Below are 21,218 nucleotides of genomic sequence, written 5' to 3'. Positions count from 1 at the left end.
GTCGCCACCCTGGAGCGGGCCGCCGTGCCCGGGAATGGACGATGGCGGGGCCGCCCGTGGAAGGCCCGCTCCCGGGTGCCGCGGCCCGCTCCACGGGGGGGACCGTCCACTCCCGGGGGAGGAGCGTCTACTCCCGGGGGAGGAGCGTCTACTCCCGCGGGAGAACGGCGCACTCCCGTGGGAGAACGGCCCGCCGCCTGGTGGGTGCGCCCCGCGCCCGGGCGGGCACGCGCCGCTCGCCGGGAATGATGCAACGGCGCGGCCGGAGCCGCGCATCCGAGAGGGGCTCAAGGCCGCCCCTCTCGGGCTCTCCGGGCCGTTCTCAGTGGGGCGGCGGTTGGCGGCGCACCGACACGAGCAGCGCCGGCATCGCCCGTTGCACGTGGCCTCGCTTGCGTCCGGGCGGGTTCGGCCAAGGGCGGCGAGCCCTTGGCACGTGCGATACCGGATGCATCGAGCACCCGGGTTGATGCGGCGGCCCGCGGGTCCACCGAGATGAAGACATCTCGGTGGCACGTGGTCGGTCGAGGGACCACCGAGATGAAGACATCTCGGTGGCACGTGGTCGGTTGAGGGACCACCGAGATGAGGACATCTCGGTGGCACGTGCTCAGTTGTTCATGAGCATCGTGTACTCCTCGATGGGGAGGCCGTCGTCGGCCAGGCGCAGGGTGTAGGAGGTGGGGTAGCAGCTGCTGGTGGTGCGCCAGTTGGTGCCGGAGGTGACGATGGCGCCGGCCTGGTTGGCGACGTTGCTGATGAAGTTGGTGCGGAAGATGCCGGAGGAGAAGGGATTGGCGCGGACGGTACAGGTGGCGACGCTGCGGTTGCCTGCGGCCATGCCGGTGGTGGGGTCGATGGGGACCGAGAGGCCGGCGCTGGGGGCGAAGGCGACGGTGTTGGGGACGGGGTTGTTGTTGACGTTGAAGGTCATGCCGGGGGAGTCGGTGGAGGGGGCGGAGACGGCGGGGGCGCCGCTGACGGTGCGGGTGAGGTTGACGTTGCCCTGGGGGTAGAGCTCGGCTTCTTCGTAGAGCGTGCCGCCGATAGTGACGAGGCGCAGCTGGCGGACGGTCATGGTGCCGCTCCAGGTGACGGTGCTGCCGCCCACGGTGAGCACCATGGTGAGGGCGGGCGAGGTGTTGCCGGTGATCCAGTTGGCCCACGTCTGGTCGGCGGTGCGGGCGCGGCGGACGGTAAAGGCGCCCTGGGGGATGGAGTAGCCGCCGGTGGGGGTCTGCACGCCGCCGCCGCCCACCTGCATGGTGCGGTTGACGGTGTAGGTCCCGCTGAGGGTGGCGCTGGTGCCGCCCAGGGTGACGGTGAAGGTGGCGTTGGCGGGCAGGCCGCTGGTGACAAAGGGGGTGGTGGAGCCGGGGGCGGCGCGGTGCTGCGTGGAGCCGTCGGGGAAGGTGACGCCGCCCTGGGCCCGGATGGCGCCGTTGACGTCCAGGCGTGCGGCGGGGGCGGGGGTGTTGATGCCGACGTTGCCGGTGGAATCGATCGACAGGCGGCTGGTGACGCCGTCGCGGAGGAGGAGCTTGCCGGCGCCCTCGGTGTGCGAGTTGGCGGTGGCGACCAGGGCGTAGGTACGTCCGCCGGCGGCGAGGTTGCCGAAGCCGTAGTTGGTGCCGGGGGTGACGGTGCCGAAGGCGCTGAAGAGGTTGGCGGTGGCCCCGGCGATGGTGATGGCGCCCTCGATGGTGATGTCGCCGGTGAAGGTCTGGCTGCCGGTGAGGCGGGCGAAGGCCGCGGAGCTCAGGCCGTCGAGCAGGTCGGCGTTGAGGTTGGTGACCGGCGCGGTGCTGGCGACGGTGAAGGGCGCGCCGCTAGCGGCGGAGAAGCTGGGGGCGGCGGAGAAGGTCTTGAGGCCGGTGAAGGTCTGCGGGGCGGAGAGGGTGGCGACGTTGGTGGAGAGGCGGGCGTCGCTGACCGTGCCGGTGAGGCTGGCGGCGCTGAGGTTCGTGAGGGCGGAGCCGTCGCCGATGTGGCCGCCGCTCAGAGTGCTCGCGGAGACGGTGCCGGCGCTGAGCGTGGTGGCGGTGATGGCGCCGGCGGTGAAGTTGCCCGAGGCGTCGCGGAGCACGAGCGTGCTGGCGGTGTTGAGCGGGGTGCCGGTGGTGCGGGCGTTGGCGATGGTGCCGGTGGAGATGTTGCTGGCGTTGAGGGCGATGAGGGTGGAGCCGTTGCCGGTGAAGGAGGTGGCGTTGATGGCGCCGGCGCTGAAGCCGTTGGAGCCGTCGCGGAGGACGAGGGTGTGGGCGACGGGCGACGGGGTGCCGGTCGTGCGGGCGTTGGCCAGGGTGCCGGTGGTGATGTTGGAGGCGTTGAGGGCGGTGATGGCCGCGCCGCTGCCGGTGAAGGTGCCGGTGAACTGGTTGGTGGCGCTGCTGAGGGTGAGCGGGTTGGAGTAGAGGCCGCTGAGGAGGGTGGAGGGGAGAGTGCCGGTGAGGTTGCCCGCGTTGGTGTAGAAGGAGGGCGGCTGGCCGTTGAGCTGGGCGGCGTTGGTGGCCTGGGCGGCGGTCTGCGCGCTCTGGGCGCTGGTGGCGCTGTTGGCGGTGTCGGCGGAGAGGGCGCTGGCGGCAGAGAGGGCGAAGGCGGCGTGGGGGGCGGCGGAGAGCTCCGTGCGGGGGAGGAGGGTGGTGTAGTTGGAGGCGTCGCCGCAGCCCGCGCCGGCGTCGGGGCGGACGAGGACCTCGAGGTAGCGCTGCTGGCCGGTGAACTGGGCGCCAAAGTCAAGCTGCACGGCGAAGCGGCCGTTGGTCACGACAATGTCATCGACGCAGAGCGTGGAGCCGACCTGCACGCCCCCGGTAAGGCCCTCGTAGAGGGCGAAGCGGAGGTCGAAGGTGCCGTTGGCGGGCGTCCCAGATTGCGAGAGCTCGCCCTGGTAGGTGAAGGCGGTGGTGAGGGGCTGGGCGAGGGCGGGCACGGCGAGGGCGATCGCCAGTGCCAGGGGCAGGGTGGTACGCATGAGGCGACTCCGCACGAGGGTCGGTTACCTTACCAAGCACCCGAGGCGCGCCAAGCAAAATGGGCGTGCTTCCGCGGGGAGGCGGGACCGGTAAGGCGTGCGGTTCATATTGACCGGGGGATGGCGTGCGGGGTAGCGTGGGGCGATGAGACAGCTGCGCGGGGCGGGTGCGGTGGTGCTGTGTGTGCTGCTGGCAGGCTGCGCGTCGGACCCCGAGCTGGCGCGGTACCAGGGCGGGGGACGCGCCAGCCCCCGCGGCGTGCGGGCCGCGAAGAAGGAGCTTGCCACCATTGGCGGCGTGGTCGGTGGCGCGGCGGTGATCGCCGGGGCCGCGGTGGCGGAATGCGAGTTGGAAAAGGCGTTGGAGCAGGGGACCGACGCGGGGGATCGGCGAAAGGAGCGCAAGCGCTAGCGGCCGCGTTTGCTGAGCGGCACTTTGGAGCGGCTGAGCTCAGCAGGTGCCGCCGCCCAGGACGCGGAAGAAGCTCTCGATGTCCTGGTCGGTGCCGATGTCGCCATCGTTGTTGAAGTCGGCGTTGGGCAGGCAGGTGGGGCAGCAGTGGCCTCCGAGGCAGTCGAAGAAGGCCTCGATGTCGGCGGTGGTGCCGGTGTCGCCGTCGGCGTTGAAGTCGGCGGTGCCGCAGGGGATGGCGACCATGCGGTAGACGGATGCCGAGTTGCCGGTGGGGCCGAGGATTGGGCCGGCGGTGAAGTAGAGCTCGCCCTGCTCGTCGCGCCCCATGCCCTTCAGGAACTGGCCGAAGGTGCGGTTGTGCACGCCGAGCTTGAGCCGCTTGATCTGCGAGGTGGCGATGCCGGGGATGGGGCGCATGTAGAAGAGGTGGCCGTCGGCGAGGTTGAACGCGGTGGAGAAGTCGCCGAAGACGTACTGGCCGCGGAGCTGGGGGACGGCGTTGCCGCGGTAGAGGAAGCCGCCGATCACGGCGATGCCGACGTTGCGCCCGAAGGTGGCGATGGGGAAGGTGATGCCGGCGGTGTTGCAGCTGGGAAGGGGCGTGTTGGGCGCGAAGGGGTTGAAGCAGACCGTGCCCTCGGTGGTCACCCAGCCGTAGTTGCGGCCGGGGCGGATGATGTTGATCTCTTCGAGCAGGTTCTGGCCGACGTCGGCGAGGTAGAGGGTGTTGTCGCCGCCGGGCTCGCTGTCGAAGGAGAAGCGGTAGGGGTTGCGCAGGCCGTAGGCGAAGATGGCGGGGTCGGCGCCGGGCGTGTTCACGAAGGGGTTGGAGGGGGGAATCGCGAGGGTGCCGGGGGTGGAGACGTCGAAGCGGAGGACCTTGCCGAGCTTGACGGCGAGGTTCTGGCCGTTGCCGCCGGGGCCGTGGCTGGGCGGGTTGTCGGCCAGGCCGTCGTTGGCACCGCCGCCGTCGCCCATGCCCATGTAGAGGAAGCCGTCGGGTCCGAAGGCGATGTCGCCGGAGTTGTGGTTGAACTGCGGCTTGGGGATGGTGAGCAGCACAGTGGGCGTGGGGTTGGCGATGTTGGGGTTGGAAGAAACCGTGAACTCGGCGAGGACCTCGGAGTGGCAGCCGCGGCCGGTGCCGAAGCAGGGGTCCACGCCCTGCTGGCCTGTGCGCGGGACGGAGTAGCGGACGAAGAAGCGGCCGTTGTTCTCGTAGTTGGGGTGGAAGGCGAGGCCCAGCAGGCCGCGCTCGTCGAAGCCGGGGTTGACGGCGACGATCGTTGATGTGAGGTCGAGGAAGGGAGTGGCGAGCAGCTGCGTGCCGTTGTGGATGCGGATGGTGCCCGCCTGGTCCACGATGAAGAGGCGGCCCGAGCCGTCGCCGGCGTGGGTCACGAGGATGGGGGCGCGGAGGCCGGTGGCGATGGGCTGCAGCTCGATGCCGATGTCGCCCTGGACGACAGGCGCGGCGTGCTGGGCGCGGGCGGTGCCGGCCACGAGGGCGAGCGCGGCGAGTGAGGACAGAGTGGCAGCGGCGGCCTTGGGGAAGGTCGTAGTCATCGGCGTCTCCCTTACTTGGAGCGGTGAGTCGGCGGACGACCGACGCGGCGTGCGGCCGCGGCGGGGGCTCTCTCCGTGGAAGGAATGTCGCGCGGGGCGGGTGGGATTGCTGGGAGCGGGAAAAATCGTGAACCCGGCTCGCGGCCAATCCGGGACTTCGCCCAGAGCGGCTCAGTCCCGGCGTGGTGGGGAAAGCGGCCCAGTCTCGGCTTCGTGGGCTACGCGATGGCGTGGGCGACGACGTAGCTGATGCCCAGGACCATGGCGGCGCAGACGATGGCGACGGCGAGGTTGTTGCGCTCGGCGAGCTCCTTCTCGACGTCGATCTTCGGCGTGATGAGATCGAAGAGCTTGAAGCCGGCGAGGATGAGCACCAGGCCCACGAGGCCGAAGGTGATGGAGTAGACCACGGCGCGGATGAAGGCGTTCATGTCCATGCGGGAGGCTCCTGCGGTGTGGGCGGCAGCATACCGGGTGGCAAAGTGGCAAAGTGGCAAAGTGACGTAGTGACGAAGCAGGCAACGCGGGCGATTGATCAGGCGCGCTCGATGATGTGGGGGACGAAGGCGCTGGTGTTGGTGACGATTCCCGAGGCGTCCTCGCGGATGCCGATGCCGCAGGGCTCGTCGCCGATGACCCAGCTGCCGATCACGGCCGACTTGCCGTCGGCCCGCGGCAGGTTGGCCAGGGCCTGGTACACGTAGGGGCCGGTATAGGGGCCGGGCGTCTCGGAGAGCACGCGCCCGTCCTGCAGGGTCTGGATGTTGGCGCCCTCGCGCGAGTGGATGGGCTTGCGGACGGACGCGCCGCCACCGGGCAGCGGCTCAAAGCTCGCGGGCAGCAGGTGCTCGCTGCGGGGGAAGAGCTCCCACAGGACGGCGAGGATGGCCTTGTTGCTCAGGACCGCTTTCCACGCGGGCTCGATCCAGCGTGTGGGAGCGCGGGCGATGTGTTTGGAGAAGTCCTCGCGGAAGAGCCACTCCCAGGGGTAGAGCTTGAAGAGGGTGTTGATCGGCCGCTCCTGCTCGTCGAGGAACTTGCCCTGCGCGGCGTTCCAGCCCACGCGCGTGATGGGCAGGAAGGTGGTGAGCAGGCTGGCCTGCAGCGCGGTCTCCTGGAGGTAGGAGACGGTCATGAAGTCCTCGGCGTTGTCCTCGATGCAGGCGAGGTGCACGCGCGGGGCCGCGGCGTCGGAGACGCAGGCGACGCGCCACTGCGCGATTAGCTTCTCGTGCAGGCTGTTGAACTGGTCCTCTTTCGGGAATCGGTCCTGGAACCAGTACCACTGGACCACGGCGGACTCTAGCAGCGAGGTGGGCGTGTCGGCGTTGTACTCCAGCAGCTTGGGGGCGGTGCGGCCGTCGTAGGCAAGGTCGAAGCGGCCGTAGAGCGAGGGGTGGCCGCTGGTCCAGCTGTCCTGCACGAAGGCGTGGTGCTGTTCGGCGATGCCCACGCGCGCGAGCTGGTCGGTGGTGACGAGGTGGTCCACGGCCTCCAGGCACATCTCGTGCAGGGCCTGCGTGGCGGACTCGAGGACCTCGGCCTCCCGGAGCGTGATCGAGTAGTAGGCGGACTCATCCCACGTGCTGCGGCCGGTGCCGTCTTCGGTGTCGTGGAAGATGAAGCCCTGCTGCTCGATCGTGGTGCGCCAATCAGGGCGCGGGGTGATGGGGCGGCGGTGCATGTTTGATTGAGGGGTGGGTTACGCGCCGGAGCCGAAGCCGGAGGTGCCGAAGCCGCCGCGGCTGGTGCCGGAGGACGGGCCGAAGGCGCTGGTGCCGCCCGGCGCGGCCCCGCCGCTGCCGCCATAGAAGCCGCGCCCGCCGTAGTAGCCGCCGTAGAACCCACCGCCGGTGCCAGTGCCGGTGGAGGAGGTGGACTGGCAGGAGTAGATGAACATGATGACGTAGACGGTGAGCCCGCCCACGGCGAGGAAGGTGATGGTCTTGCTTGCCCAGCGGTTCTCGCCGTCGAACATGGTGGCACCCCCGGTGGCCTGTGGCCGTGGAATCATACGGGAACACGGGGGGTGAGTTGCGGTTCAGAGAAGCACCGGGATGAAGGCATCTTGGTGGCACAGGAGTGATCGATCGAGGGCTCAGCAGCCGCTGCCGCCCAGGACGCGGAAGAACGCCTCGATGTCCTGATCGGTGCCCGCGTCGCCGTCCCCGTTGAAGTCACTCCCCTGGCAGAAGCACGCCGCGCAGCAGTTGCCGCCGATGCAGGCGAAGAATGCTTCGATGTCCTGGTCGGTGCCGGCGTCGCCGTCGCCGTTGTAGTCGCTGGTGCCGCACTGGTTGCCGGGGCAGTTGCTGGCGGTGGTGAAGGCGAGGCGCGTGGCGTTGCGGAACTGCGTGCGGGTGACGCCGGGGCTGCCGGGCGAGTTGACGTCGTGGGCGAAGATCCAGGTGATGAGATAGCTGCGTCCCGGGGCGAGGGCGTTGGGCGGGAGCTCGAGCGTGGTCACCTGTGAGCTGGGGCCGAGCAGGAGGTTGTTGCGGACGAGCGTGCCCTCGCTGCCGTTGTTGTTCTCGGTGATGTAGTAGCCGCCGATCCGCTGGTTGGCCTGGCCGTCGGGGGTGAACTGGTTGACGGTGAGGGTGAAGGGCTCCGCCGGGTCCATGCCCTGCAGGCCGGTGTAGGTGGCGGGTGTGAAGGTGGGGACCTGCGCGGGCCACAGGCCCGCGGCGTGGGGCTGGGTGAGCACGCGCGAGGAGGTGCCGGAGCCGCCCTGCCACGTGAACGTGTAGTTGCCGCTGGGCATGCTGCTCATGAGCGAAGCGCGGGTGGAACTGACGGTGACGAGGTTCTCGTAGCGGCCGTCGCCGAGGCTGGTGAAAGCGCGGGACTGGCCGCTGGGGAGCTGAAGGGTTGGCATGAAGATGGCCCCGTCGGTCGCGGTGATGAAGGCGCGGCCTTCGTGCTGAGTGGCCGTGGGCGCAGCGGTGGGGCTGGTCTGCTGGTGGAAGGAGACGTAGAGGAGCTCGCAGTTGGGGGACTGAGCGGGGGCTGCGGCGGTGAGCAGGAGTGACCCCGCAATGGACACGAAAACGCACCGAGATGAGGACATCTCGGTGGCACGATTGAGCGACCACTGGGTGACACGCAGGGGGGTACGCACCTGGTTCATGGTCAATCGTAAGCGTGGGCCCGGCAGGCTGGGATAAATCAGCAGGGGCCGCCGCCCAGGACGCGGAAGAAGCTCTCGATGTCCTGGTCGGTGGCGGCGTCGCCGTCGTTGTTGAAGTCGCTGGTGCAGGTGGGGCAGCAGGTGCCGCCGATGCAGGCGAAGAAGGCCTCGATGTCCTGGTCGGTACCGCTGTCGCCGTCCTGGTTGTAGTCGCTGGTGCAGGTGAAGGGGCAGCGGGCGATCACGGCCAGGCGGTCGGCGTTGAGGTGGGCGAGGTTCAGGAAGTCGCCGGCGAGGTAGAGCTGGTTGTTGAACACCGCGAGGCACGCACGGAAGAGGCCCTGCGGGTTGCTGCCCACGGCGCCGGGGAGGGGCTCGATCACGCGGGACCATGCGCCGTTGCGCCAGCGGGCCAGGCCGTTGCACTGCGTGAGGCCGCCGGCGGTGCTGAAGGGGCCGGCGACATAGAGGGCGCGCCCGTGCCCGTCGTCGAAGGAGCACATGGAGAGCAGGCCGTTGCCGGTGAAGTTGAGGCCGGTGCCGGGCGTCTGCCACTGGCCGTTGACGAGCCGCTGGATCTGGCCGGGGATCGAACTGCTGCCGACAAAGATGGTGGGACCGTTGCCCTCGTCGTGCACGGCGAGGCACTGGATGGGCGGCCCGAAGTTGGGCCCTACGCGGGCGGGCGGCGCCACGCCGTCGTAGGCGTACACGCCGGGGCCGCCGCTGGAGTTCATCGCCATCAGGATGCGCGGGCCCTGGCCCAGATCGGCCAGGATGGCGCAGGTGTTGCCCGAGGAGGAGGTCACCATCTGCCAGAAGTTCGTGGCGCTGTCGTAACGGGAGAGGCCCAGCTCGGTAAAGACGTAGAGCTTGCCTTCCAGCACGAACACATTGAGCCCCTGGCCGCCCGGGGGCTGCGGGATCAGGCGGGTCCACTGCGAGCCGTCGTGCACGGCCACGGGGCCGAGGGGGCCTTGGGCCGCGGCGACGATGCGGGGCTCGTCGCTGAGCGCGGTGGTGACGACCGCCTGCTGCAGCGTGCTGTTGAAAACGTACTGCGAGGCCACGGGCATCGGCGTCCAGTCGCTGCCGTCAAAGAGCGTCGCGGCGCCGGTGAACTCGCCGCCCGCGCGGGCGAAGGAGGCCGCGATGAACAGGCGGTTCTCGCCTTCGATCTGCAGCGGCGTGAGCATGTAGCGTGCGATGTTTGACTGGGAGTTGAGGAACTCGCCCAGGCCGGTGGCGGTGGAGCGGAAGCCGACCGGGTCCGAAGCGTCGGAGCGGAGCAGCCCGTAAGCGAGGGTGGGTCCAACCGACATCGTGGTAGGGGTGAACGCGCTGAACGAGCCGCCCAGGAAGGTGCTGCCCTCAAAGCGGGCCATGGCGTGCACGGCCCCGTACGACGTCGGGGCGGCGCCCGGTTGGTACGAGACGAAGACGGGAGGCTCCCACGCGTCGCCCGCGGTGCTCAGGCGGATGATGCCTGCGTACGCCGAGGGCTGCTCGATGAGGCCGCCGAGGTAGAGGCGCGGGGTGCCGCCTTCGGTGATCTTGAAGAACGTGGGACCCAGCGTGGTTTGGCGGAGGGTGAGACCCGCGCCGACGGGGCCCCACTGGCCGGCGCGGAGGCGGTGGATGAGGGCCGTGGTGCCGCCCTGGGACACGATGCCGCAGAGGTACAGCTCGGGGCCTTGCCCAAGGTCGAAGGTGGTGATGTCGGTGATGGCGCTGGGTGACGGCAGCGCATGGGGCACGGGCGTCCACTGGCCATTGACGAGTTTGGCGATGCCGCTGATGCCCCGGGTGGTGTCGCGGATAGAGCCGACCATGTAGAGGGCGGGGCCGGAGCCGTCGTCCACAAGGCGCAGGCGGCTGACGCTGCCGCTGCTCACGGTGAGCGGGGCGTACGGCGACCACGCCCCTTGGCCACGCCATGCGAGGACGCCCTGGCCGAAGGTGCCGGCGCCGAGGATGACGGGGCCCTGGGCATCGGAGGTGGCGAGCAGCGTGTTGCAGGTGCCGAAGGGGGCCGTGGCCGCGAGCACCCAGCTCGCGCCGTCCCAGCGGTAGAGCGAGCCGCCGTCGCCCGCGGCGTAGAGCGAGGGGCCATGCCCGCCGATGGTGGAGAAGTCCTGCACGCAGAGGGCACGCATGTTGACATTGCTCGCGGGCGCGAGCCCGGCCCGCAGCGCGGTCCAGCGGCCGCCGCGGAACTGAGCTACGTAGCTCTGCGCCGGCTGCGCGGGGTTGAAGGGCGGGACGACAAACTGCCCGGCGATGTAGAGCGACTCGCCGCCGCCGTCGTCCCATGTGAGCATGTGGGAGATGAAGGCGCGGGCGGAGACGCTGGGGTCCATGGGCCCCGTGGGGAACCCTGAAACGGAGGGCACGCAGGGCTGGGCGTGGGCTGGCAGGGTCAGGAGGAGCAGAGCAAGAGCGATGAGGAGTCGCATCCCACGTTTATAACCAAGAGACGGGCCGAAACAAGGCCACCCGCGTTGGTGGCGAGCATGGCCGCGGCATCGGATGAGAGCGGGCCGCCATAGATCGAATGGACGTGCCCGGCCGTTATCGGGCGAATGGAAAAGAACCGAGGCTGATCCTCTGAGCCCGACCGGCGTGAGCAGAGGGGCTCACGCGGGGGGCCTTCGGTTCAGCCTCGGCTCGGGGGGCTGGGTCAGGGCTCGATCAGCAGGAGCTGCCGCCCAGGACACGGAAGAAGGCTTCGATGTCCTGGTCGGTGCCGATGTCGCCGTCGCCGTTGAAGTCCGCGCCCTGGCAGAAGCAGGTCTCACAGCAGGTGCCGCCCAGGCAGGCGAAGAACGCCTCGATGTCCTGGTCGGTGCCGGCGTCGCCGTCGCCGTTGAAGTCCTGCGGGCCGCACTGGTTGCCGGCGCACGCGGGGGCGCGGAGGAAGACCTCGGTGTTGGCGCGGTAGGCGCCGTTGAAGCCGGTGGAGCGGACCAGCCAGGCGTCGCTGCCGTCGTAGGCCGGGGAGCGCAGGCCGGTGATCACCGGGGGTCCGGCGGTCCAGGCGCCGGCGTCGAAGACCTCGGCGGTGTTGGTGAAGGTCGTCCAGCCGCCGGCCGCGGCGTAGGGCTTGCCATCGAGGTTGAAGAGGCTGGTGCCGCCGCGTGCGACCGTGGTGTCGGGCAGCTGCGTCCAGCTGTCCAGGGTGATGTTGTAGACGTCGGTGCGGCTCTGGTCGGTGGCCTCGCCGCCGACGCAGTAGATGAGGTCGCCGATCACGGTCGCGGCCATGCCCGGGCGGCCGGCGCCGATGGAGGCGATCGCAGCCCAGCGGCTGCCCTCGGGGGCGGCGGGGTCGTAGCGGTAGCAGGCGGTCGTGGGCGAGCCCACGGCGGTCGCGCCGCTCATGACGTAGAGCTTGCCGTTGTGGGCGACGAGGGCGGAGCCGTAGATGGCGGTGGGATATGGATCACTGGTGATCTCGGTCCAGGTGTTGGCGAGCGTGTCGTAGCGGAGCACGCGGTTGATCACCGTCGCGCCCGTGCCGATGTAGCCGCCGACGAGGTAGATGTCGGTGCCGATCACCGCGGCGTCGATGTTGGAAGCGCCGCCGAGCTGGGGCGCGACGCTGCCGGCGTGCGGCAGCGGGGCGATGGACGACCAGAGGTTGTTCACGAGGTCGAGCTTCCAGCAGCCTGGGTCCCGCAGGCCGTTGGAGGGGCTGCCGCCGAGCAGATAGAAGGTGTCGCCGATGACCGCGCCGGCGGAGCCGACGCTGGGGTAGGGCGCGGGCATGCGTGCGGCCCAGACGCCGGTGGCGGGCAGGCAGGTCGAGCAATCAGAGCCGGCCCCGCTGAAGGTGCCGCCGATCGCGGCAGACTCGCAGCGGGTCTGGTCCATCTGCACGCACATGCCGCTGGGGAGGCAGCAGGCGCCGTAGTCGCTGCCGCCCACGACGAACTTGTGCCAGTGCACGTCGGGGGCGTTGGTCTTGGTATTGGTGAAGTTGGTGGCGCCGAAGGCGTCCTGGATGGTGAAGTGCAGGTGGTGGGTGGCCAGCGTTGAGTTGGAGACGATGGCGTTGGGGAAGTCCAGCAGCAGGCCGGTGCGGCGGTTGTCGTCGCTGGGTGAGGGCATGTTGTTGATGGCATCGGCGCTGGCGGTGGCGACGTAGTAGGTGCCCGGCTCGTAGTGGCGGCGGAGGTAGGCGACGAGGTTCGTGGCGGTGGTGTGGCCGCCGAGGGTGGTGGCCCCGTCGTTGCCGAAGCCGCGGATGGGGTTGAAGTTGCTGTCGTAGACCCAGAGGTCCAGGTCGTTGCCGGTGCCCGAGGGGGCGTTGGTGATGTTGATGGTGCCCGAGACCCACTTGCCGGCGTCGACGATGGACGGGGTCATGTCCTGGGTCTCGAGCGTGAGGACGTACTCGCCCTGCGTGGCGGTGGTGCCGGCCACGCGGACATAGAGCTGCTCCTCCTTGCCGAAGCCGTACCACTGGATGACGCGCGTGTTGCCCACGGTGAGGGCCACCTGCGTCTGCGAATCGGTGGCGCCGGCTGTGCCGATGGGCCCGGGCCACGCCGCGGCGGTGGCGGCGGTCTGGTTGAGGCCGCGGATGGTGAAGGTGTGGCCGACGGTGCCAGTAGAGAGGACGAGCTTGTGCTTGTAAACGCCGGGGGCGGCGGGCGCGGTCTTGACAAGGAAGTAGTCCAGGCCGGCGCCGCTGGCGGAGGCGGTGAGGCCGGTGATGGTGTCGCCGGGGTTGAGGACGATGGCACCGTTGAAGAGCGCGTCGGCCTTGGTGTCGTTGGGCTCGACCTCGACGTGGTTGGTCTGGGCGAGGGCGGGGACGGCCAGACCGGCGGAGGCGATGATCCAGAACGCGGGGCGTGCAAGCATGGTGGTCCTCTCTCTCGGTGAGTGTCGGAGTTCTGGGCGCGAGTCTAAATGGAGGGACGGGTGCGCCGCAAGATTTTCCATTTGGAAATCGGGAAAATACTTCCAGACCAAGGCTCCGGCCTGTATGCTGGATGCGGTTGTTTCCGAACGTATTGCGAACGCTGCGAGGGACGCCATGACGCAGACGCAGGTGCGCACCGGCTTTACGCTGATCGAGCTGCTCGTCGTGATCGCCATCATCGCCCTGCTCATCGGGCTGCTGCTGCCGGGGCTGGCGGGGGCACGGGAGACAGGGCGGAGCGTTGCGTGCGCGTCCAACATGCGGCAGGTAGCGCTGGCGTTCACGACGTACGCGGGCGACTACAAGGTCATCCCCGGCATGTACTGGCAGGGGCCGATCAATCAGGAGTGGTCGGGGCGGCGCAACGCCAAGTACCTGGCCAACCCCAGCGCGTACAAGCACCCGTTCGAGACCTCGGTGCTCCGCGAGTACCTCTCGAACACCGACAAGATCTTTGAATGCCCCTCGGCCAAGCGGGAGTCGAACAAGTGGTTCGACTACACCGGCGTGATCCGGATGGCGGGGGCGCGGGTGGACCTGCCGTGGAAGGTGACGTACCCGGAGCTGCCGGCGGTGCTCACGAGCCCGCGGGTGTACTTCCAGGCGATGCCCCTGCTGATCGAGGAGCACGACATCTTCTACAACCGCACCAGCGACGACGGCTCGTTCGCGACCATTGATCAGTTCTCGACGCGCCACGCGCGGCGCGGCAGCGGGTCGTCCAACGGAGGGCCCGGCGGCGGGAGCAACCTCGCCTACCTTGACGGCAGCGTGGGGCTGTTCAAGCCGCCTGTGGGGGGCAACGACCGTCTCGAGGAGCCCGAGGACCTCAAGTCAACGCACCTGAAGCTGTGGGACTCGCGCGGGAGGTCGCACATCCTGTCGCTGTCGGACGCGACGGAGTTCGGATGGGTGAACACGCCGCGGTGAGCGGGCGGGCAGGAAGCCGTGAGGAAGCATGATCCAGGAAACAGTCCAGTTCGAGCAGGAGTACAAGCGGGCGGTGGGGGAGCTGCGCGGCGCGCTCATCCAGCTGTTTGACGCGATCGGCGTCGACCCCGCGGCCCCGCAGGAGGTCGCCCGCCGCCTGGGCATCAACAAGACGCTGACCTGGAACGTGTCGCGGGTGATCCGCGCGACCGACGAGTTTGGAGCGCTGGCGCACATTCCCGGCGAGCAGGCGCTGGGCAAGCTGCTGGAGGCCGCGGGGGCGCAAGGGGCGGGCGAGGAATCGGTGCAGGCGGTGCGCACGGCGGCGCGGAGCTTCCGCGAGATGACGGCGCTGCACGTGGGGGACCGCTCGTCGCTGGACATCGTGGTGGACAGCATGGCCCCGACCAGCGAGGCGATCGAGCACAGCCGCAAGCTGGCGTTCCGCGGCAACAGCGGTCTCTATGGCGTTCAGGCCCGCACGCGGTTCGTGAGCACGATGGTGGTGCCCAACGCCGAGGACGCGTCGCGCCTGGACGTGGCGTTCTTGAGCGGGTTCGTGGGCTTCCGGCGGCTGCGGGCGGATGTGCGCTGGCCGATCTTCAAGGTGCGGCTGCAGTCGCGCCCGGAGAGCATCGTGGACCTCTTTGACCCCGGCACGCCGGTGGAGGTGGGCAGCGGGGCGCGCCCGCGGTTTTATGCCAAGGGGCAGCCGCCGCGGGTGGAGGTGGTGCAGAGCAAGGGGGACCACGATTACGTGCTGATGCCGGGGGCGGTGGGGGACACGGCCGCGTTCGACTGCTTCAAGGGCGAGGTGTTCAGGGCGGCGGTGCCCAGGTACCAGCAGCACGCGGGGGAGACGGGCGACTTCGGGGCGTCGATCACCGTGCCGGCGGAGCACCTGGTGCTGGACCTCATCGTGCACCAGGACCTGGCCTTCGCGCTGGAGGCGAAGGTGATGGTGTTCTCGACGATCTACGGGCACGGCGAGGCGGACCGCAGGTCCGACGACATCTCGCTGCTGCCCATCACCCAGACGCCGCTGCCGCTTGTGGGCTCGCCGCCCGCGGTGGCGACGGCGCGGGTCCCGCGGTACTCGGAGTTCTTCCGCACGATGCACGAGTGCCTGAAGGTGGACCCGCGGCAGCTGCGGGGCATCCGCGTGGAGATGAAGTACCCGCCGCTGGGGTCGATGGTGGTGCTGCGGTATGGGGTGCCGGTGAGGGCCTGACCTCAGCAGGGGTTGCCGCCCAGGACCCTGAAGAAGGACTCGATGTCGGCGTCGGTGCCGAAGTCGCCGTCGCCGTTGAAGTCGGAGCCCTGGCAGAAGCAGGTTTCGCAGCAGGTGCCGCCCAGGCAGGCGAAGAAGGCCTCGATGTCGGCGTCGGTGCCCGAGTCGCCGTCGCCGTTGTAGTCCTGCGGGCCGCACTCGTTGCCGGGGCAGCCGCCGCCGGGGGACGCGGCCCAGAAGCCGCCGGTCAGGGTGAAGCTGCCGCCGCTCATGGGCGCGGAGGCGTCGTGCTGGCCGATGGTGGCGTGGAGGGTGAAGCCGCCGCCGCTGCTCATGCCGCCGCCGCAGTCGATGGTGGACCAGGTGATGGAGAGCTGGGCGTTGGCCGCGAGGGCGGGGATGAGGATGGCGGCGAGGAAGGCGAGCAGGCGCATGGGGGACCTCCACAAGGGCAGCTGGGAGTCTAATGGAAGAAGGGGGGGAGGGGAAGGGAATCTGGGGGGTGATAACCCGGCAGGATGGGAGGGCGAGGTCCCTCAGCAGGGGTTGCCGCCCAGGACGCGGAAGAAGGCCTCGATGTCCTGGTCGGTGGCGGCGTCGCCGTCGTTGTTGAAGTCGCTGCCGCGGGGGTCGCAGGTGGGGCAGCAGTGGCCTCCGATGCAGGCGAAGAAGGCCTCGATGTCCTGGTCGGTGCCGGTGTCGCCGTCGCCGTTGAAGTCGGCGGAGCCGCAGCCGGTGATGGGCGAAGTGAGGGCCCAGACGCCCAGGTGGTCGGTGCCGGCGTAGAGCGTCCCGTTGAACACCTTGAGGCAGCGGACGCCGACGCCACTGAGCGACGTGCCCGCGGGCTGCCACGATGCCCCGCCGTCGGTGCTCTGGTACACGCCCAGGCCGCCGAACATGAAGGGCGTGGCGGGGAAGTGACGTGAGGCGAGACCGGCGTAGAGCGTGCCGTTGTGGGCGGTGATGGCGGCGACGGGGAAGCCGGTGGGCAGGCCGCTGTTGGCGGGCGTCCACGTGAGGCCGCCGTCGGTGGACTTGTACACCGAGCCCACGCCGGGGAAGACGTCCTGGTCGATGCCGTTGAAGCCAAGGTACACGGCCCCGCCCACGGTGGTGAGGGCGGTCACCTCCGACGCGGCCACGTCGGCGTTGAACATGGGCAGGCCGCTGTTGGTGTAGCTCCACGAGGCGCCGTTGTTGGTGCTGCGGGCGACGCCCAGGAACATGCCGCCGGCGAGCACGGCGGGGCTGGTGGCCGTGGGCGCCGTGGTCATGGAGAGGATGGGGTCGTACTGGGGCTCAAAGAAGGAGTTGCGGCCGATGATGCGGAGGCCATTGTTCACGCGGGCCCAGGTGCGGCCGTTGTCGGCCGAGCGGAGCACGCCGCGGCCCACGTGCACGAAGCCCTGGCCGCCGTCGCTGCGGAACTCCAGGCCCTCGCCGGTGCCGGCGAAGAGGGCCGTGGGGGTCTTCGTGAACGCCTCGATCTCGCAGTACTGCTCGCCGGCGGTGCCGTTGTACTGCGGAACGCCGGCGCGGGACCAGTCCCAGGTGTGGCCGCCGTCGTCCGAGCGCGTGAGGCCGTCGATCAGGTGCCCCGCGAGCAGGGTCTGGCCGTCGGGGGAGTAGAGGCTCATGACGGTGCCGAAGAAGGCGCCGTTGTCGAAGATGGTGTTCTGCGACCATGGGCCAAGGGGCGAGGTGAGACGGGCGACGTAGTTGGTGTCAACGAGGTTGGCGATGAGTACGCTGGCGGTCGCCTCCATCCGCCACACCACCGAGGCGTTGATGCCCGCGTTGGACGCGGTCCAGTTCACGCCGCCATCGTCGGAGCGGAAGATTCCCAGCGCGCCCGCGATCACGAGCGCCCCGCTGGCCCCCTCGCGCCAGAAACTCTGCGAGACCAGCAGGTCGGGCAGCGCGGGCGAGGCTGGGACCTCGGTGAAGGTCGCGAAGTCGGTGGTCTTCCACAGCTTGAAGTTGTCCGCGGGCTCGTCCTGGTCCATGAAGTCCAGGTACGTGTGCACGTACATCGCGCCGTTGACGACCGCGGAGCTGGCGACGCGGAACTCGCAGAAGTCGGCCCCGCAGAACTGCTGCCGCAGGGTCTCGAAGGCGTCGAAGAACCGCCAGCTCTGCCCGTCGTTCTCCGAGACGAACTGCCCGCACAGGAGGCGCGTGCCCACCCGGCGCGGCGTTGCGGCCTGCGAGGGGGCGATGCCATTCACCGACGCGTCGGAGCCGCCGATGACGGCGAAGGTCTGGCCGCGGTCGCCGGAGCGGTAGGCGGTCACGATGCGGGTGAAGCCGCCGTCGCGCAGCTCAAGGGTCGAGGTAAACACGTCGTTGCCGCTGGCGGAAAGGCCGTCGGCGGGCGTGGGCGAGTTCATCAGGGGTGACCACGTTTCGCCCAGGTCGTCAGAGAAGTACAGCGGCTGCCCGGCGGCGGGGTCCAGCTGCGCGTAGGTGCGGCCGTTGGCGTGCTCAATGGCGTGCAGCGCGACCCCGGGCACGGGCGGGTTGGCGTGCGACCAGTGCAGGCCGTCGGTCGACGCGAAGAACTCCAGGGCGGTGTTCTGCGCGAACAGCGCGCCGGGCACAGCGGCCACGAAACCGAAGGTCGCCTGCGGCGCCCCTGGCGAGCGGAACGCCCCGCGCCAGGTGCGCCCGCCATCGGCCGAGGTGTGCAGCCCGGCGATGGTGGAGGCGACGCCGGCACTGCCCGCGAGGTCCAGGGCGCGGACGCTGCCGCCGGCGGGGCCGGGCGTGGGCGTCCAGTCCAGCTCGGCGTGCGTGGAGAAGGGGACCGCGGCCAGGCCGATACCGGCCGCCGCGACGCTGTGGAGGGAACGCATCATGTGAGGCTCCATCCGCCACGCGGCCCTGCGGACCCCTTCCCATCGTGTGGGACGCTTCAAACGCGGGAGCGCGGCGGTACGGGAGCAGATGTCTGGTGAGTGAGGCGCGATTGCGGGAAAGGCATCCGAATGCCACGGCCAACGTTCGCAACGAGCCCGGAACGAAGTGGCGGGTCCATCGGGGCACCTTTACGCGCAGGGCAACTCGGAGTGCCCTCTCACTTCGTGGGCGGACGCCGCGCGAAGACGCGTCGGGGCTCGTACGAACGCAACTCCGCTGAGGTGCGCTGAGGGATCACCCGGCTCAGGTGGGTGGATGAAAACGACGCGAGCGTGGTTCAGCCCGTGCTGCATGAAGCAAACGGTGAGAAGTGGTCCACACGGCGGCACTTGCGCCGGGCGGGGTGTATGTTCGAGGCCGTGGGGAGAACATTTTTCGGAGGTGTCTGATGCTCCGCTGGGCCATTGTGTTCTTTATCGTTGCGGTCATTGCCGCGATCTTCGGCTTCGGCGGGATCGCGGGCGCGGCGACGGATATCGCCCGCATCCTGTTCTTCGTGTTCCTGGTGATCTTCCTGGTCAGCCTGGTGTGGGGCCTGGCCGTGGGTCGCGGGACGCGTCCGCCGGGCGTGTGATCGTTGCTCCCGAGTTGGGAGCGCCTGGCGGCAGCCAATCGATGGGCAGGTCACGGAGGACCGCCCTTCGGATCGATGTCGGATGTCGGATGTGCGATGTCGGTTTGGCGTTTCTGACGCACCGACGTTCGACATCCGACATTCGGCATTTGCGGCTGAACTGATCAGGCGCGGGCCGTGACGAGCTCGCCGGCGCGGGCGACCGCGTCGTCGGGGCTCATGGCCAGTGCATCGGCGCCCATGTCGGCCCAGAGGCCGTCCGTGCCCTCGAAGCCGCGGCCGCCCACGATGATGCGGGCGTTGCGTGCCTCCGGGCAGCTGCGGACCATGGCGATGGCGTCCTGCACGCTCTGCAGGTGGGCGTGCAGGCACGCGGCGATGGCGAGCACGTCGGCGTTGAAGTCGGCGACGGCGAGCGCGAGGTCGTGGCCCGGAACATTGGCGCCCAGGAAGACCGAGCGCCAGCCTGCCATCTCAAAGAAGTCGGCCACCATGCGCACGCCGATCTGGTGATGGTTGCCTTCGGTGGCGGCCAGCACCACGGTGCGGCCATTGTGCGGGGCGCGGGGCAGGTGGGTGTAGAGCTGGCTGAGCACCATCTCGGTGGTCGCTGTGCAGAAGTGCTCCTCGGCCACGTCGATCTCGTTGCGCTCCCACATGCGGCCCAGTTCCTGCATCGCGGGGAGCAGGACGGTGAGGTAGATGTCGCGGATGGGCAGGCCGCGGTGAAGGGCGCCCAGGATGAGGTCGCTCGCCTTCCGGCGGTCGCCCTCCAGGACGGTGACGACGTACTGCAGGGCGAGGGTGCCCTTGGGGCAGTCGGGGTCCAGCTCGCACGGCGGGCAGCCGGGGCATTGGCTGAGGTGGGCGATGGTGCTGGAGATGTAGTCGGCCACCAGGGGCCGGTCGTCATCGGGGATCTCGCGGTGCACGGCGTCGCGGAGGGCGGTGAGGGCGTTGACGACGTCGGCGTGAGCGACGTTGCGGGCGCCGAACAGCGACTTGCTCCACGCCACCTGGCGGTGCAGGATCGCGGGGCGGCACACCGCCAGGGCCGCGGCGAGGTCGTTGACCCACAACGAAAAGAGGTCACGCCACTGGTGGCAGGTGACCTCGTCGTAGCGGTCCTTGATGGTGGGGTCGATCTGGCAGAAGCGGCGGGCGGCGGAGAGGCTGAGGTCCGGTGCGATGCCCCGGAGGAGCTGGGCCAGGAACTGGTGCTGGCAGTGGGAATCGAGGTGTTGGTGGTCGTGCTCGTCCATCGGGGCAAGTCCGGGCAACGGGCAGCATACCCGACGCTGCCATGTATCGGTTCGGCTTTTCGATTCCGCGTGGATTCGGGGGCTTCCCGCGGGACCGCAAGGGTTTGCGGGCTGAAGAGGTTCTCAGACGTGGAGGATGGTCACGACGGTCCCTGCTGCGAGGCCCGGTTCAGGATGGATTCACCGGGCCGAACTTTTGACGGGGCACGGTGCGGTTGGCCCTCCCGACCTGGGGTGGGCACGGGTGTCCCTTTGGGATGCCCTGAAACGCAAGGAGTGCACCGATGAAGGCCAGCAGGATCGTCGTTCCGGTGGCGATGGGGGTTGGGGCGGGGATTCTCGTGGCGCTGGTGGGAGGCTGCCAGCCCAACCGGGGGTACTACGAGGAGCGCTACGACGATGAGCGGGTGATCACGCCGACTGGGGTGGGGGACACGATGGCGGTGTACCGCACCAGCGCCGCGGATGAGGCGGCGAGGGTGAGGACGACGACCGTGGCGCCGGTGCGCGACACCACCGTGGTGACGGAGGAGACCAGCGTGGTGCGGCGGGAGCCGAGCGTGGTGGTCGTCGACCGCGGCGCGGCCAGCCCGCTGCGGGTGGAGGTGATCACGCCTGCGTCGGGGCTGATCTGCGAGGACATCCCGGTGCGGTTCCTGGTGACGAACACCTCGGGGATGGATGCCCCCGACGCGTACGTGCAGGCGACGCTGCCCCCGGGGCTGCGGGTGGCCAACGGCGACACGCGGGTGTCGATGAACGTGGGGCTGGTGCCCGCGGGCGGGACGCGCGAGATCACGGTGCCGGTGCGGGCGGAGCGGCCGGGGAGCTTTCTGTCTCTGACGAGCGTGAGCACGGACCCCGATGTGCGGACCACGGCCGTGGAGACGGCGATGGTGGTGGGGCAGCCGGTGCTGAACCTGGTGCTGGAAGCGACGGAGCCGTCGGCTGATTCGAACATGGTGATCGTGAACCTGCGGGTGTCGAACACCGGGAACGTGGAGGCGCTGAACACGACGGTGAACGCGACGCTGTCACCCAACGCGCGGGCGCTGGACATGGAGCGCCTGACGTGGGACTTCGGCTCGCTGCTGCCAGGAGAGAGCAAGGAGGCGACGGTGCGGCTGGATGCCTTCCAGCCCGGCGTGGTGACGGGGAACGCGACGGCGACCGCGCGGTGCGCGGAGGCGGCGACGGCGAGTTTCGAGAAGATGGTGCGGTGAGAGAGGACGGTTGCGTTCGTAACGAGCCCCGAACGAAGTGAGGGGTGCTTGCGCGCACGGC

16 protein-coding genes are annotated in these 21,218 nt (G+C 69.6%); 5 read left to right on the top strand and 11 right to left on the bottom strand.

Features of this window, described 5'->3' with window-relative positions:
• Positions 1 to 610 precede the first annotated feature (610 nt).
• Positions 611 to 2,974 (bottom strand): hypothetical protein, encoded by a 2,364-nt coding sequence (locus VD997_06980; GenBank protein ID HYE61723.1) that lies wholly within the window; start codon positions 2,972 to 2,974, stop codon positions 611 to 613.
• A gap of 145 nt (positions 2,975 to 3,119) precedes the next feature.
• Here VD997_06980 and VD997_06975 point away from each other — a divergent pair, with 145 nt between their 5' ends.
• The gene (locus VD997_06975) at positions 3,120 to 3,386 is read left to right on the top strand and encodes a hypothetical protein (GenBank protein HYE61722.1); all 267 of its coding nucleotides are present in this window, start codon (positions 3,120 to 3,122) and stop codon (positions 3,384 to 3,386) included.
• A gap of 39 nt (positions 3,387 to 3,425) precedes the next feature.
• On the opposite strand, the gene VD997_06970 is transcribed toward VD997_06975, so the two are convergent.
• The 7 genes from VD997_06970 to VD997_06940 all read right to left on the bottom strand — a co-directional run bounded on the left by VD997_06970 (position 3,426) and on the right by VD997_06940 (position 12,954).
• The gene (locus VD997_06970; protein ID HYE61721.1) at positions 3,426 to 4,955 is read right to left on the bottom strand and encodes a PQQ-dependent sugar dehydrogenase; all 1,530 of its coding nucleotides are present in this window, start codon (positions 4,953 to 4,955) and stop codon (positions 3,426 to 3,428) included.
• Between the two features lie 218 nt (positions 4,956 to 5,173).
• A complete protein-coding gene (locus tag VD997_06965; protein ID HYE61720.1) occupies positions 5,174 to 5,392 on the bottom strand; it encodes a DUF350 domain-containing protein in 219 nt (72 codons plus the stop codon).
• A gap of 98 nt (positions 5,393 to 5,490) precedes the next feature.
• Positions 5,491 to 6,639, bottom strand: coding sequence for a glutathionylspermidine synthase family protein (locus VD997_06960; protein ID HYE61719.1), 1,149 nt, complete (start codon positions 6,637 to 6,639; stop codon positions 5,491 to 5,493).
• An 18-nt stretch (positions 6,640 to 6,657) separates the two neighbouring features.
• Positions 6,658 to 6,933: a hypothetical protein gene (locus VD997_06955; protein ID HYE61718.1), complete on the bottom strand. Its 276-nt coding sequence runs from the start codon at positions 6,931 to 6,933 to the stop codon at positions 6,658 to 6,660.
• A 120-nt stretch (positions 6,934 to 7,053) separates the two neighbouring features.
• A complete protein-coding gene (locus VD997_06950) occupies positions 7,054 to 8,085 on the bottom strand; it encodes a hypothetical protein (protein ID HYE61717.1) in 1,032 nt (343 codons plus the stop codon).
• Positions 8,086 to 8,123: 38 nt separating this feature from the next.
• Complete coding sequence (locus tag VD997_06945; protein HYE61716.1) at positions 8,124 to 10,541, bottom strand: hypothetical protein; 2,418 nt, start codon at positions 10,539 to 10,541, stop codon at positions 8,124 to 8,126.
• A 235-nt stretch (positions 10,542 to 10,776) separates the two neighbouring features.
• On the bottom strand, positions 10,777 to 12,954 hold the full coding sequence (locus VD997_06940) for a kelch repeat-containing protein (protein ID HYE61715.1): 2,178 nt from the start codon (positions 12,952 to 12,954) through the stop codon (positions 10,777 to 10,779).
• 175 nt (positions 12,955 to 13,129) lie between these two features.
• Between VD997_06940 and VD997_06935 the strand changes: the two genes are divergently transcribed.
• Positions 13,130 to 13,945, top strand: a complete 816-nt coding sequence (locus VD997_06935; GenBank protein HYE61714.1) for a DUF1559 domain-containing protein — start codon at positions 13,130 to 13,132, stop codon at positions 13,943 to 13,945.
• A gap of 28 nt (positions 13,946 to 13,973) precedes the next feature.
• Entirely contained in the window at positions 13,974 to 15,176 is a 1,203-nt protein-coding gene (locus VD997_06930; GenBank protein HYE61713.1) for a hypothetical protein, read from the top strand.
• 2 nt (positions 15,177 to 15,178) lie between these two features.
• Here VD997_06930 and VD997_06925 read toward each other — a convergent pair whose 3' ends face one another.
• Entirely contained in the window at positions 15,179 to 15,610 is a 432-nt protein-coding gene (locus VD997_06925) for a hypothetical protein (protein HYE61712.1), read from the bottom strand.
• 102 nt (positions 15,611 to 15,712) lie between these two features.
• Positions 15,713 to 18,037: a sialidase family protein gene (locus tag VD997_06920; protein HYE61711.1), complete on the bottom strand. Its 2,325-nt coding sequence runs from the start codon at positions 18,035 to 18,037 to the stop codon at positions 15,713 to 15,715.
• Positions 18,038 to 18,486: 449 nt separating this feature from the next.
• On the opposite strand from VD997_06920, the gene VD997_06915 reads away from it, so the two are divergent.
• Entirely contained in the window at positions 18,487 to 18,672 is a 186-nt protein-coding gene (locus VD997_06915) for a DUF1328 domain-containing protein (GenBank protein HYE61710.1), read from the top strand.
• 164 nt (positions 18,673 to 18,836) lie between these two features.
• Here the strand turns inward: VD997_06915 and VD997_06910 are convergent, their stop codons facing one another.
• Positions 18,837 to 19,952 (bottom strand): cobalamin-dependent protein, encoded by a 1,116-nt coding sequence (locus VD997_06910; GenBank protein HYE61709.1) that lies wholly within the window; start codon positions 19,950 to 19,952, stop codon positions 18,837 to 18,839.
• 266 nt (positions 19,953 to 20,218) lie between these two features.
• Between VD997_06910 and VD997_06905 the strand changes: the two genes are divergently transcribed.
• Positions 20,219 to 21,157 carry a hypothetical protein gene (locus VD997_06905; GenBank protein ID HYE61708.1) on the top strand — a complete coding sequence of 313 codons (939 nt, stop codon included), beginning with the start codon at positions 20,219 to 20,221 and terminating at the stop codon, positions 21,155 to 21,157.
• The last annotated feature ends 61 nt before the right edge of the window (positions 21,158 to 21,218 follow it).

Source organism: Phycisphaerales bacterium (assembly GCA_035627955.1).
GTDB lineage: Bacteria > Planctomycetota > Phycisphaerae > Phycisphaerales > UBA1924 > JAEYTB01.
This window is presented reverse-complemented; position numbering and strand designations above follow the sequence as displayed.